This is a genomic window from Bacillus cereus group sp. MYBK222-1 (assembly GCF_051916425.1).
Lineage (GTDB): Bacteria > Bacillota > Bacilli > Bacillales > Bacillaceae_G > Bacillus_A > Bacillus_A paranthracis.
In genome coordinates this window covers 1,650,552-1,663,753 of sequence record NZ_JBQAGP010000001.1, presented here as the reverse complement: position 1 = coordinate 1,663,753, position 13,202 = coordinate 1,650,552, and the positions used below count along the sequence as shown (strand labels likewise).

Genomic DNA, 13,202 nt, shown 5'->3' with positions numbered 1-13,202 from the left:
ATATATCTATCATTATTATATCTTACTAAAAAAAGAATGGGGTGATTTTTCTGAACATTAAGAAAAATACCAAGAAAAGAAAGTTCCTTACATGTGTATTAGTTAGTCTATGCACTCTTAATTATTCATCTATTTCTTTCGCAGAAACACAAATCGGTCATGCAAATGATATAAATAAAAATGCTAGTAGCATTGATACTGGTATAGGGAATCTTACATATAATAATCAAGAGGTTTTAGCTGTAAATGGTGATAAAATAGAGAGTTTTGTTCCGAAAGAAAGTATCAATTCAAATGGTAAATTTGTAGTAGTGGAACGTGAGAAAAAATCACTTACAACGTCACCAGTCGATATTTCGATTATTGATTCTGTAGCGAATCGTACGTATCCAGGAGCTGTACAACTTGCCAATAAAGCTTTTGCAGACAATCAACCGAGTTTATTAGTGGCTAAGAGAAAGCCTTTGAATATTAGTATAGACTTACCTGGTATGAGAAAAGAAAATACAATCACTGTCCAAAATCCGACATATGGTAATGTAGCTGGAGCAGTAGATGATTTAGTATCTACTTGGAATGAAAAGTATTCCGCAACACATACGTTACCTGCAAGAATGCAGTATACAGAATCTATGGTTTATAGTAAATCACAAATCGCAAGTGCTCTTAATGTTAATGCTAAATATCTTGATAACAGTCTAAATATTGACTTTAATGCAGTTGCAAATGGAGAAAAGAAAGTGATGGTGGCGGCATATAAACAAATATTTTATACTGTAAGTGCTGAACTACCTAATAATCCATCTGATCTCTTTGATAATAGTGTTACTTTTGATGAGCTAACTCGTAAAGGAGTAAGTAATTCGGCTCCACCTGTTATGGTTTCAAATGTAGCTTATGGTAGAACGGTTTATGTAAAATTAGAAACAACATCTAAGAGTAAAGATGTACAAGCTGCTTTTAAAGCTTTACTGAAGAATAACAGCGTCGAAACGAGTGGACAGTACAAAGATATTTTTGAAGAAAGTACCTTTACTGCTGTCGTATTAGGTGGAGATGCGAAAGAGCATAACAAGGTTGTTACAAAAGATTTCAATGAAATCCGAAATATCATTAAAGATAATGCTGAATTAAGTTTTAAAAATCCAGCATATCCAATTTCATATACAAGCACGTTCTTAAAAGATAATGCAACTGCTGCTGTTCATAACAATACAGATTATATCGAGACGACAACTACAGAATATTCAAGTGCAAAAATGACACTTGATCATTACGGTGCTTACGTTGCACAATTTGATGTATCTTGGGATGAATTCACATTTGATCAAAATGGGAAAGAAGTACTAACACATAAAACATGGGAAGGTAGTGGCAAAGACAAAACAGCCCATTACTCTACAGTAATCCCTCTTCCACCAAATTCAAAAAATATAAAAATCGTAGCAAGAGAATGTACAGGTCTTGCATGGGAATGGTGGAGAACCATTATTAATGAACAAAATGTTCCATTAACAAATGAAATAAAGGTTTCAATTGGAGGAACAACATTATATCCGACGGCTAGTATTAGTCATTAGGTTGGAGCAAAGCGCCCTGTTTATAGGGCGCTTTTTTAATTAGGTGAAAGGTAGATCGGCGTTTCTCCCCATCAAGCTAAAAAAGAATATTTACCAACATAGCCTTATACAATTGCATTTAACTTTAGTTAAACTTTCATGTATGAGTGTTATTTTATACATTCACTTGATTGTTAAATATGCAGGTATGATTCTCAACGCTCTTATGTTTACCTGTTTTGAGCTAAAAATAAGAAAATTTGAAATGTTAGTTGTATACATTGTGTTAAATATTGTAAAATGGAATGGTACCAAAAAAACTAAATTGGTACCAAAGGTTTAGGGGGCGGATTATGAAACAAAGAATAGTAACAGAAACCATTCATCAAATTCAAACGAAGGGGTTTACATTTACAATTAGTGATTTAGCAAAACAATTAGCTGTCAGTAAGAGGACAATCTATGAGCACTTTTCTTCAAAAGATGAAATAGTAGATGAAGTTATTCGTAATGTAATAGAAAGTATTCAAGAAAAGGAAAAAAATATCGCTGAAGATGATACGTTACAAATAGTTGAAAAAATAAGACTCATCTTAATTTGCATTCCACAACAATTTACATTCATGGATGCACGTTTATTAGTAGAACTAAAAAAACATCATTATTACCAATGGTTAAAATTAGATGAGTTTTTACGTGAAGGCTGGTCTACTGTAATTGGTTTAATAGAAGAGGGAATGAGAGAAGGTAGCATAAGAAAAATTCAAATTCCGTTTTTTATTGAAGTGTATTTAGGGGCACTGAATCGCATATATGATCCTATGTTTATTGAAAAGAGTGATTATACATTGGGAAGTATGCTTGAATCGATTATGGACATGTTACTATATGGCATTTCTAATTCGAAATAGAAGGTGGGAGAGTAGTGCAGTGGATTTATTTATGCTTAGCAATTTTATTTGAGGTAGCAGGTACAACTGCAATGAAACTATCTGATGGATTAACGAAACTTGTACCAAGCATTCTTATTTTTGTATTTTATGTAGTAAGTTTTGCATTTCTGTCATTTGCATTAAAAGGGATGGAAATGTCCGTAGCATATGCGGTGTGGTCAGGTATGGGAATTGTAACGATTACAACAATTGGTTTTATTTATTTTGGAGAAAGTATCAATATAATTAAGATACTAGCAATTCTTTTTATTTTAGTTGGAGTCGTAATATTAAATTTTAATAGTACGGCACATGAAGCGAAGAAAAAAGAAATGGTGGAGGAACGTATACATTGAATCGATTAAAGTATTTTTTCTTTATTACTGATTTTGGGTTTGTTATATATTGGCTCATAACAATTTTTCATATGATTCCGCAAGAATATTTGTTTAAAGATTATGAAGATCCTATTTTAGTAGCGTGGAATTGGTCTTTCCTGCCTCTAGATTTGTTAATCTCGTTAACGGGATTTTTAAGTTTGTATTTGCATTCTAAACAAAAACATACTTGGAGCCACTTTGCATTTCTATCATTAATTTTAACTTTTTGCTCAGGGTTACAAGCTCTAGCATTTTGGACAATTCGTTTAGATTTTGATATGTCTTGGTGGATCCCTAATTTATATTTGTTAGTTTACCCATGCTTCTTTTTTAAAAGTTTTTGGAGAGAGTGTGGATCGTATGAGATTAACACGAGAAAAGAATTCATGTAATATAGATAGCAACTTTAAGCACATTCGAATTCTAGATTTTAAAACATTTCAGTTTCTAGATCCGTTTTTTTCGCCAGCCATACAGCAAAAGTCAAAATGAAGATAGCCGATGATTCCTACGGTAAGGAATCATCGGCTTGTATTATGTATGTTGAGTGAGTTCACGTTTCTGGAATAATTGTAATAGCGATGGTCCGAACCGGAGCCTCTATTTCATCTTTATTTTGGCTATTGTAGTATTTAATCATTAATTCGTTAAGTTCGCTTTGAAATTTTCCAAAGCGTTCTTCATCTAGCTTTAATTCCACTACAGAAAAAGTAGCAGTATCTTCTTGACTGTTTTGTTCCTCTAATTTCTTAAGGTAACTTTGATATTGTGTCATAAGTGATAACTGATAATAGGAAATGTAGTTTAATTTTTCATCATCAGATAAGCCTTTCCATTCACTTCCTTCAATTTTTGCATCTTCTTCATTGATTGCGTAATATTTTTCAGAAACAGATTTTACCTTTTTTTCTTTAATTACATGGACGATACCAGAATCAACCATAGTTTGTAGCTGTCTATATAGTGTAGCTTGTGGTACATTTTTAATGATTTTTACCATTTCTAATGGTGTTAGCCCATTTTCCTTATTTCTCATTAACACTTGGCAAATTTTCATTCTTACTGGATGCATTAAAATTTCAACTTTATTACTCATTCGCTCACCTTATTTATCATATATTTTTATTCTCATTATAAATAATGAGAATAATGTTTGCAATTCATTCGTTTATGATTTATCATTATCAATAATGAGAATGAATTTAGGGAGGAATGACAATAATGCAACTACATTATGGATTGAATGATCTTAAAGACATTGATATTATGACTTTTCTACCTATTATATTGCCAGTTATTGCAGTGGGGGCACTTTTAGTTTTTATTGCATTCATTGATTTATACCGACATAGAAAAACAAGAAAAAATGTACTTGTATGGACGTTCATTATTCTTTTCGTTAATGTATTGGGACCTATTTTCTACTTCGTTATAGGGAGAAAGGACAGTGAGAAATTATGAAACTAGAGATTAAAAATGTAACAAAATCATTTAAAGAAAAAACTGCTGTCAATAATTTCTCGATGGAACTGCAAGCGGGGGAATGCGTCGGATTAATTGGACCAAACGGAGCAGGAAAATCTACATTAATAAAAGTAATTTCGGATATTACTAATCCAACTGCTGGTGAAGTTTTATTGAATGGGATAAAAATATCAAAAATGAAAAGTGAAATTGGTTATCTACCTCAATATCCTAATTTTTTTCATTGGATGACAGCGAAAGAAACGCTTATGTTTATGGGCCAACTTTCGGGATTGAATAAAGTAGAATTGTCAAAGTCAATTCCAGAAATTTTAGAGAAAGTTGGACTAAAAGGGGAAGAAAACGAAAAGGTTAGTACATTTTCTGGTGGAATGAAACAACGACTTGGTATTGCACAAGCATTATTGCATAAACCTTCGCTTATTGTCATGGATGAACCGGTATCCGCATTAGATCCAATCGGCCGGCGAGAAGTATTGAATCTGATTGAAGAAATAAAAAAAGATACAACCATTTTATTATCAACCCACATCTTAAGCGATGCAGAAGAAATCTGTGAACGATTTGTCATTATAAAAGATGGAACAAAAATAGAAGACACAACGATTACCGAACTTTTACACCGTAATAGTAAAAATAAATTGATTATTGAAATAACAACTAAAGATCAAAAGTGGATTGAAGTTGTAAAAAAATTACCGTATGTGAAGGACGTAGAAGTGGTTGGGCTTAAAATCAAAGTAAAGGTTGAAAGTATTGAAATAAATAAAAATATGTTACTGCAAAATGCACTCGAACATAAAGTGAACATCGTTAAATTTGAAATGAGCAACGATACTTTAGAAGAAATTTTTTTGAAATTGGTGGTGCAAAAATGAATAACACAATGGTATTGATAAAAAAAGAATATGTTCAAATGTTACGTGATTTTAAGATCATTTGGCTACCAATTGTTTTTATATTTTTAGGCGCGACACAACCGATAGTAACTCATTATTTACCATCAATTCTAGAAGCATTAGGTGGAGGGCAGGGAATTATCATTGATCCAAATATGGCAACACAAAAAGGAGGCGAAGTATTAGCAAGTACTTTGGGATCCCAGTTTGATCAGCTCGGACTTATGATTCTAGTGATATCTATGATGGGTACTATTCAAACAGATAAAGCCAATGGTATGTTGGCTTTTATTTTAACAAGACCCGTTACTGTTACTTCATATGTAGGTGGGAAAATAATGGCCAACTATTTAATGGTAGCTTGTAGTGTAACAATTGGATACGTCACTTCTTATCTATATGTAAATTTTCTTTTTAGCGCTGTTCCATTCGCGCACCTAATTACTGGATTACTATTGTATCTAATTTGGATTCTTTTTATCGTATCTTTCACAACAATGATAAGTACTATTTTTCACAGTCAAGGTATGATTGCATTAATTTCAATTGTTTTCCTGTTAGCCTGTAGAGTAATCGTCGGTTTGAATCCAATAATGGATTTGCTTAATCCAGCAAGTATGAGTAAGTATGCAATGGAAACGTTAGTTACGGGGGGCGTACATTCAAACGCAATAATTACAGGAGTACTAACTATAGTTTGGATCTTATTGACACTCTTCGTAACGTATTATTGGATTGCTAATAAAAAATTTAATGATGAATAACCGTTATGAGGGTAATGGTTTTAAGTAAAACACCCCAACAAGAAAAAGCTTCCACTACTGTGGAAGCTTCTCTAACTGAAAGTGTTGGAAGTACTACGAGAACAGTAGTGCCATATGAATAAGGGACAATAAAAAAATTCTGGATGCAAGAGGATTTTTTTATTGGGAATAGTAAGGAGGAGGGGAGGTGTATTACATATGGGAAAAGGTAGAAGTAATAATGCTGGTAAAAAGCAACCAAATTTCGATGATTCATCTAATTTCGCTAAACAAAGTCAACCGACAGAAAAGAAGAAGAAATAAAAAAAGGAGCTCTCTTTATGAAGAGAGCTCCTTTTTTAGATATATTTATGTTTCAACACAACAGATTGTGTGTTCAATTAAATAGTTATACATGTAAGGTTTAAACTCCTGCTTCCACTACTGTGGAAGCTTCTCTAAATGATGTGCAATATCAATATACATATTAGAGTAAACGGAGTGGATTTCATTACTTGGCGTAGCGTTAGAAGAGAAGTGGACAATTACCATATTCGCTTTCGGATCGATGTAAAGTGTTTGTCCGTAACTACCTAACACTTCAAAAGCACCTTGTTCATTGTGCGGAATCCACCATTGATTATGATAAGAAATGGAAGCTCCAGGGCCAACTGCAAGTTCACCTTCTTGAACATTTTTTATATCTTCAGTAATAGAAGAAGGGAGAATTTGTTTTCCGTTATATTCCCCGTTATTTAATAATAATTGTCCGAATCTCGCCATATCTCTAGCAGTTGCATTTAAACCAGCGCTTGCTTGTTCAACTTTTGTTTCATCTGTTACGTAATACGCGTTTTCTTCCATACCAATTTGAGACCATATGCGCTCACTAACGTTTTCAGCTAATGATTTACCAGTGATCGTTCGAATAATCCAAGCGAGTGTTTCTGCTGATCCGTTATCGTAAGAAAAATCGGAACCAGGCGGTGCAGTTTCTTCTGCTTCTTGTAACATATCATAAATTTTCATGGGACCATCGTAATTTTTACCTCGAGGTAAAATATTGCTTGCCAAGTATAGTTGTGCATCTTGATTTTCTAACGCTGGGTGTTCATAGCCGTGAGTGGGGTATTCCACAGAAACTTGCATGTCCATTAATTGCTGCAGTGTTGCTTTTCCGAACGGTGTATTTTTTAATTCTTTTATATATGTGTCAGCTGTTTTTTCTAAATCAATACGGTTTTCTTCAGCGAGAGATTGTATTATTGCTCCGGTAAATACCTTTGCTAATGACGCCATACCATGCGGTTCGCTCTCGTTATATCCATTGAAATATCGTTCATAAACAAGTTGTCCATTGTGTACAACGACAAACGCATCTGTTTTGTTATCATCTAAAAGTTTTTTTAGAGGAGTTGTATTTCCAAATCTACGCTCTACAGCAAAATCGTCTAAGTTTTGCAATGCGGTAGAGAAGTGAAAAACGTGATCCGGGTTATTTTTCACCTTGTTAATTAAAGTGAATTCTTTCATATGTGTATACGACCAACGTAAGTAGGGATCATCTAGCCAATTTTTTTTCGTCACGTTATTTTTCGATGGGATTGTTTTATTGTGTTTGAAGTATGTAAAACCGAGCCCTGTAATTACAAATATGAATGTGATTATGAGTAAGAGTAGGGGAGATTTTTTTAGTTTCATATCGGTCCCTCCTTTTTATTTCTACTATTAGTATACGCGTCTATTGAAAGAAATACAAAATAAGGAAAGTAAACGGGGAAGTTTACTTTCCTTATTTATGTTAAGCGGATATTTGTCCGTCTGTACGTTGTTTCTTGAATTTTTGTTTTCGCCCGTGTAATCCATAGTATAAAAGTAAAGTGAACGCAACGATAATAGCTGCGATAAAATACATATTATGATAGCTTGATTTCGCTGCGACGATACCTAAAATGAAAGAACCAAAGCCAATACCACTATCAAAGAATGAGAAGTACGTAGCTGTCGCAGAACCACGTCGATGGTTTGGAGCAGCAGAAATCGCAATCGTTTGGAAGCTAGGAATTAATGTTCCATAACCTAAACCGATTAACATACCTGCGCCAAGGAACCAAAATGAAGTTTGTGCTTGGCTTAAAATGAACATCCCAATTGTGAAAATAATAATAGCTGGATAAACAAGTACGTTTTCACCGAAGCGATCAAAAATCTTACCTGTAAATGGACGAGAAATGACAACAACAAGTGCATATAAAATAAAGAAGTAACTTGCAATATCAGCTAAACCGAGCTCTTTTGCATAAATAGGAATAAAGGATAAAATACCACTATAAGAAAAGGCTAAAACAAATCCTGTAAGAGCGATTGGAATAGAAGATGGTTCAAGTAAGTCTTTCCATTTCATTTTTTCTCGTTTTTGTTTGCTTACAGGTGCTTCATGCGGAATATTGACAAGTAGTCCTAATAAAAATGCAAGTAATGAAAATACGGAACAAACGATAAATAATACAGTAAACGAAAAATGAGAAATAATTGTTAAACCTAAAAAAGGACCAATTACCATCGGCAGACTCATAAATACGCCGAAATAGGCAAGTGCTTCGCCTCGTCTATGAGCTGGCGCAACATCTGTGACAATCGTACCAGTTGCAGTTGTTGCCATACCGAACCCAATACCATGTAAGAAGCGAAGGGCTAGTAATAAAAATAAACTTTGTGCACCGAAATACATAACGGTAGCGGCTAAAAATAGTGAAAGTGAAATAAATAATATTTTCTTTCTTCCTAAATCATCGAGCCATTTTCCTGTGAATGGTCGACATAAAACAGATGAAATAAGAAAAACAGTTGCAACTAAACCAATTTCCTCAGGTTTTCCTTTTAGGCCGTCTATTACATAGACGGGTAAAGTAGTCATAAGCATATAAAATGTTAAGAAGAGAAATAGACTACTAAAACAAGTTCCGAGGAAATCCTTCGTCCAAAGTTTCTCACTTTGCATGGTCATCCCTCCAAGTTAATCTAAGTTTTTAATAATTTGTTGTAACACTTGAAATGCTTGATGTAAATCATCTTCGTTAATACCTTCTAGCGTCTTTTCTTCAAAAGTATCAACTTCTTCTTGCCATACCGGAATCATTTTTATCGCTGTTTCTGATAAAGAAATGAGCTTCTCACGGCGATCTTTTCCTTCAGTACGAATAATCCATCCCATCGTTTCCATACGTGTTAACGTACGAGTCATCGTTGGTGATTCAACATTTAAATACTGACATAATTCTGTTTGCGTACAAGAACCAGTTTGATTAATACGGAAAATTACAGCCCATTGCGCACTAAATAACCCAGTGGGAGATACGCGTTCATTAAATTTCTTCGTAAACTTGCGAGAAGTCTGGCTGACAATGTGAAAAAAATGTTGTTTTTCGTCCATGTATGTTGATCCTTTCAAATTAGTTACCTAGCTAACTATATACTTTTTTATTATAATTGTCTAGTAATAGACATGTTGATTTATGTAAAAAATTCTTATAGGTTTTATGTTGCGAACGTATATTCTACGTGCTATTCTTTAAGTAAAGAATTTTCTTTCTATTTAAATAGAATGGGGGAACTTGTGATGATTAAGCCTGCAACAATGAAGTTTGTTTCACTATCGAACGGAGAAACGATTGCGTATCAGGAAGTTGGAAGGCAAAATACAGATATTCTTGTACTTATTCACGGGAACATGACATCGTCACAACACTTTGATTTAGTTATTGAAAAGCTGCAAGATCAATACCATATTTACGCTCTCGATTTAAGGGGATTTGGTCAATCAACGTATAATAAAGCGATAGATTCAATACAAGACTTTGCAGAAGATGTAAAATTATTTATCGACGGGTTAAAACTAAAGAAATTTTCATTAATGGGCTGGTCAATGGGCGGTGGTGTTGCAATGCAATTTACAGCGAATCACCCAACTTTTGTAGAAAAGTTAATTTTAGTAGAATCAGTGGGCATGAAAGGGTATCCGATTTTTAAAAAGGATATAAACGGGCAACCAATCGTATCAAGCTTAGTAAAGACGAAAGAAGAAATTGCACAAGATCCCGTACAGATTGCACCAGTGTTAGATGCGATAAAAAATATGAATAAATTATATTACCGTACAGTATGGAATTTATTAATATATACACATAATCAACCTGAACCAGACCGTTATGAAAAGTATTTAGACGATATGTTAACGCAACGTAATTTCGTAGATGTGAATTATGCGCTCATTACATTTAATATTTCAGATGAACATAATGGGGTTGTAGAGGGAAGTAAGCAAATTCATCATATTAAAGCGCCAACACTCGTCATACAAGGTGACAGAGATTATGTCGTACCATAAGTAGTCGGTGAGGAGTTAGCAAAACATTTGCCAAATGCAGAGTTGAAGGTATTAGAAGATTGCGGTCATTCGCCGTTTATTGATTGTTTAGATGTATTTATAAAGCATGTAGAGGATTGGTTAGAACAGAAATAATCCCCGAAATGAAAGGTATTGCATATACTATAACATTGTAAGTAAAAGGGGAGATTATCCATGCACCATCCGTTCTTCATTGCGCATTCTCCATATAATCATCATGTGTATATAAAAATGATGATAGCTCCGCTGTATATGCAAGTTTCACCAGTTGTAGTTCCGTTACAAATACAACAGCCACCAATTGTTCATTCGCATCATTATTTGTATGAAACTGCTTTTTATAAACATCCGTATTTCAAGCAATTCCATAACAATGTGAAAGCACAAGTTTGGGAAGGATAAGAAGCTAAAAGATTCATTCTTTTAGCTTCTTTTTTATTGCGAATATTCGTACACGCATTTGCAGAAACAGTTTATAATGAGAAGTGGAAAGCGTGAGAAGGAGAGGGAAAGGGAATGTCGATACGTTTTACTTTTTGGATTATGGTTGGGATTGTAGCAATCTCGGGTTTGTCACAAGGAATGCTTTTACCGGCCATTGCAATGATTTTTGAACAAGAAGGGGTTAGTTCAAGTATTAACGGTATTCATGCGACAGCACTATACATTGGGATATTAGTGATCTCACCGTTTCTTGAAAAACCAATGCAAAAGTTTGGAATGAAGCCAATTATCGTGATTGGTGGGTTTCTCGTTATTATTTCATTATTCTTTTTTACACAAACATTTTCGTTTTGGGTATGGTTTATCCTTAGATTTCTAGTTGGCGTGGGAGATCATATGCTACATGTCGGAACACAAACATGGATTACGACAACATCGGATCCGAGTAAAATAGGTAGACAAGTATCGATATACGGTGTATTCTTCGGAATTGGTTTTGCCGTCGGTCCGTATTTAGCAAGCACAGTTCAGTACGGTCTTGCAACGCCATTTATTATATCTACTATACTTTGTCTAATAGGTTGGCTGTTATTATTACCAACAAAAAATGCATTCCCGGTGCAAGATGAAAGAGAAGTGAAGAGTGAATCATCATTTTCTCGTTATAAACAAGTTGTTGGATTAGGATGGATTGCACTGCTGGGACCACTTGCATATGGCGTACTGGAAGCAATGTTAAACAGTAACTTACCAGTATACGCGCTTCGAAAAGGATGGTCTGTTTCAGAAGTATCCTTCTTATTACCAGCATTTGCAGTTGGGGGCATTATTACACAAATTCCGCTCGGTATATTAAGTGACAAATACGGAAGGGATCGTATTTTAACGTGGACGTTCTGCATAAGTACGGGCATTTTCTTGCTTGCAGCCGTATTTGATCAATATTATTGGATCGTCTTTGCCTGCATGTTGTTAGCGGGTATGGTCATTGGATCGTGCTTCTCGTTAGGACTTGGATTTATGACAGATTTATTACCGAGACACTTATTGCCAGCAGGTAATATATTATCTGGAATCGCCTTTAGTTTAGGAAGTATACTGGGGCCTGTATTAGGAGGCGTATTTATAGAAAAAATACAGTATACAAGCTTTTTTATTGCGGTTATGATTATAATAGGAATTCTCGCAATGTTATATATGATCTACATGAAGAATCAATTCGCATCAAGAAAAATAGAAAGTAGGTTAGGGCATGACAAAACAACCTAATAAAAAGAAATTTGAAGTACTCGAAAATGAAACAATTACAGACTGCTTAGCACGTATGGAACAAGAAGGCTACGCACCGTCTCGTCGCATGGAAGAGCCAATCTTTCATGAAGTGAAGAAAGACGGTAAAACAGTAGTTGAACCGTGCGGTAGGAAGATTGTTTTTGAGGGGAAATTGAAGTAATACGTTATATAAAAAGAATGTACTTTTGGGTACAAGTAAGATAAAACATATGGTCACATAAGAACGCTACTGATTTCAATATCAATAGCGTTTTTATTTTTAACAAATATATAGATCAAAATGAATTTCTGCTTGAATGGAACTAGCGAAATCAATAATATCTTTTTGTAAGTACATTAAGGTAAGAGCCAATTTTCCATAAAAGCATGATTAGTGTGGGGGAATAAAACCTCACTAGTTTCATTGTATTGAACTCCAGTGTTGGGGTATTCGTTAAAGCTGGATACCTATACATTTGAAGGAAAGAACAATGATACAAAAGTAGGATGATTTCAAATGTATGTATTTGTATGATAAAAATAAAATATATTTGAAAACATTGTAATGTACGGGAGGGAGAAATATATAATGATACAAAGCATATATGAAACGCATTTACATGTGAAAAATTTAGAAAAGGCGATAGATTTCTATCAAAATAAGTTAGGTTTAACATTAGCAAAAAAACTATCAAAAAGGCGGGTTGCTTTCTTTTGGATAGGAAAAAATAAAAAACAAATGCTTGGATTATGGGAAGTACATAGTAATGAAGATTTTGAGATGAAACACTTCGCTTTTCGTGTAGATGTAGAGTTTTTAAAGATTTCTAAATTATGGTTAGAGAATCGTGGAATAGAGGTAGTAGGGAGTCAGGGGAAAGGGAATGAAGAACCAATTGTTCAAAGATGGATGCCAGCTGCAAGCGTATATTTTCTAGATTGTGATGGAAATAAATTAGAGTTTATTTCTATGTTATATGATGATCCAGATGAATTAGAATATGCAACGTATTTAAGTGAATGGGAAGCGGAGCACCAAGAAGAATAAAGTGAAACTTTAATTAGTAGGGGTTTTATAGC

General features: G+C 34.1%; 15 protein-coding genes and 2 pseudogenes. 12 read left to right on the top strand and 5 right to left on the bottom strand.

Annotated features, from left to right (window positions below):
* The first annotated feature begins 41 nt into the window (after window positions 1–41).
* From alo to ACTFR9_RS08540, 4 genes are all read left to right on the top strand, one after another.
* The gene (gene alo, locus ACTFR9_RS08555; protein WP_000576713.1) at window positions 42–1,580 is read left to right on the top strand and encodes an anthrolysin O/cereolysin O family cholesterol-dependent cytolysin Alo; all 1,539 of its coding nucleotides are present in this window, start codon (window positions 42–44) and stop codon (window positions 1,578–1,580) included.
* A 332-nt stretch (window positions 1,581–1,912) separates the two neighbouring features.
* A complete protein-coding gene (locus ACTFR9_RS08550) occupies window positions 1,913–2,470 on the top strand; it encodes a TetR/AcrR family transcriptional regulator (RefSeq protein ID WP_000813654.1) in 558 nt (185 codons plus the stop codon).
* Between the two features lie 14 nt (window positions 2,471–2,484).
* On the top strand, window positions 2,485–2,847 hold the full coding sequence (locus ACTFR9_RS08545) for a DMT family transporter (RefSeq protein WP_001198606.1): 363 nt from the start codon (window positions 2,485–2,487) through the stop codon (window positions 2,845–2,847).
* Window positions 2,844–3,263, top strand: a complete 420-nt coding sequence (locus ACTFR9_RS08540) for a DUF5360 family protein (protein ID WP_001080894.1) — start codon at window positions 2,844–2,846, stop codon at window positions 3,261–3,263. The genes ACTFR9_RS08545 and ACTFR9_RS08540 overlap by 4 nt, the downstream gene beginning before the upstream one ends.
* Before the next feature lie 161 nt (window positions 3,264–3,424).
* Here ACTFR9_RS08540 and ACTFR9_RS08535 read toward each other — a convergent pair whose 3' ends face one another.
* A complete protein-coding gene (locus ACTFR9_RS08535; RefSeq protein ID WP_000066859.1) occupies window positions 3,425–3,967 on the bottom strand; it encodes a transcriptional regulator in 543 nt (180 codons plus the stop codon).
* Window positions 3,968–4,092: 125 nt separating this feature from the next.
* Here ACTFR9_RS08535 and ACTFR9_RS08530 point away from each other — a divergent pair, with 125 nt between their 5' ends.
* Genes ACTFR9_RS08530 through ACTFR9_RS08520 form a run of 3 tightly spaced genes read left to right on the top strand, consistent with a single transcriptional unit; the run spans window position 4,093 to window position 6,019 of the window.
* On the top strand, window positions 4,093–4,332 hold the full coding sequence (locus tag ACTFR9_RS08530; protein ID WP_001175969.1) for a PLD nuclease N-terminal domain-containing protein: 240 nt from the start codon (window positions 4,093–4,095) through the stop codon (window positions 4,330–4,332).
* Window positions 4,329–5,234, top strand: coding sequence for an ABC transporter ATP-binding protein (locus tag ACTFR9_RS08525; RefSeq protein ID WP_229136753.1), 906 nt, complete (start codon window positions 4,329–4,331; stop codon window positions 5,232–5,234). The genes ACTFR9_RS08530 and ACTFR9_RS08525 overlap by 4 nt, the downstream gene beginning before the upstream one ends.
* Window positions 5,231–6,019, top strand: coding sequence for an ABC transporter permease (locus ACTFR9_RS08520; protein ID WP_229136752.1), 789 nt, complete (start codon window positions 5,231–5,233; stop codon window positions 6,017–6,019). Before ACTFR9_RS08525 ends, ACTFR9_RS08520 begins: the two co-directional genes overlap by 4 nt.
* A gap of 420 nt (window positions 6,020–6,439) precedes the next feature.
* On the opposite strand, the gene ACTFR9_RS08515 is transcribed toward ACTFR9_RS08520, so the two are convergent.
* The 3 genes from ACTFR9_RS08515 to ACTFR9_RS08505 form a co-directional block, all read right to left on the bottom strand.
* Window positions 6,440–7,699, bottom strand: coding sequence for a serine hydrolase domain-containing protein (locus ACTFR9_RS08515; RefSeq protein ID WP_229136751.1), 1,260 nt, complete (start codon window positions 7,697–7,699; stop codon window positions 6,440–6,442).
* 100 nt (window positions 7,700–7,799) lie between these two features.
* The gene (locus ACTFR9_RS08510) at window positions 7,800–8,999 is read right to left on the bottom strand and encodes an MFS transporter (protein ID WP_001190334.1); all 1,200 of its coding nucleotides are present in this window, start codon (window positions 8,997–8,999) and stop codon (window positions 7,800–7,802) included.
* A 15-nt stretch (window positions 9,000–9,014) separates the two neighbouring features.
* Complete coding sequence (locus ACTFR9_RS08505; protein WP_000343680.1) at window positions 9,015–9,431, bottom strand: MarR family winged helix-turn-helix transcriptional regulator; 417 nt, start codon at window positions 9,429–9,431, stop codon at window positions 9,015–9,017.
* Between the two features lie 186 nt (window positions 9,432–9,617).
* On the opposite strand from ACTFR9_RS08505, the pseudogene phaZ reads away from it, so the two are divergent.
* The 4 genes and pseudogenes from phaZ to ACTFR9_RS08485 all read left to right on the top strand — a co-directional run bounded on the left by phaZ (window position 9,618) and on the right by ACTFR9_RS08485 (window position 12,303).
* Window positions 9,618–10,520 (top strand): annotated as a pseudogene (gene phaZ / locus ACTFR9_RS08500) (intracellular short-chain-length polyhydroxyalkanoate depolymerase).
* A gap of 60 nt (window positions 10,521–10,580) precedes the next feature.
* A complete protein-coding gene (locus tag ACTFR9_RS08495) occupies window positions 10,581–10,808 on the top strand; it encodes a hypothetical protein (protein WP_229136750.1) in 228 nt (75 codons plus the stop codon).
* A gap of 114 nt (window positions 10,809–10,922) precedes the next feature.
* A complete protein-coding gene (locus ACTFR9_RS08490) occupies window positions 10,923–12,119 on the top strand; it encodes an MFS transporter (protein WP_103141429.1) in 1,197 nt (398 codons plus the stop codon).
* On the top strand, window positions 12,103–12,303 hold the full coding sequence (locus ACTFR9_RS08485) for an NETI motif-containing protein (protein WP_000166303.1): 201 nt from the start codon (window positions 12,103–12,105) through the stop codon (window positions 12,301–12,303). Before ACTFR9_RS08490 ends, ACTFR9_RS08485 begins: the two co-directional genes overlap by 17 nt.
* A gap of 99 nt (window positions 12,304–12,402) precedes the next feature.
* Here ACTFR9_RS08485 and ACTFR9_RS08480 read toward each other — a convergent pair.
* Window positions 12,403–12,480, bottom strand: a pseudogene (locus ACTFR9_RS08480) (DUF4279 domain-containing protein); the annotation flags it as partial.
* Window positions 12,481–12,711: 231 nt separating this feature from the next.
* On the opposite strand from ACTFR9_RS08480, the gene ACTFR9_RS08475 reads away from it, so the two are divergent.
* Entirely contained in the window at window positions 12,712–13,170 is a 459-nt protein-coding gene (locus ACTFR9_RS08475; protein WP_046198440.1) for a VOC family protein, read from the top strand.
* Window positions 13,171–13,202: the final 32 nt, after the last annotated feature.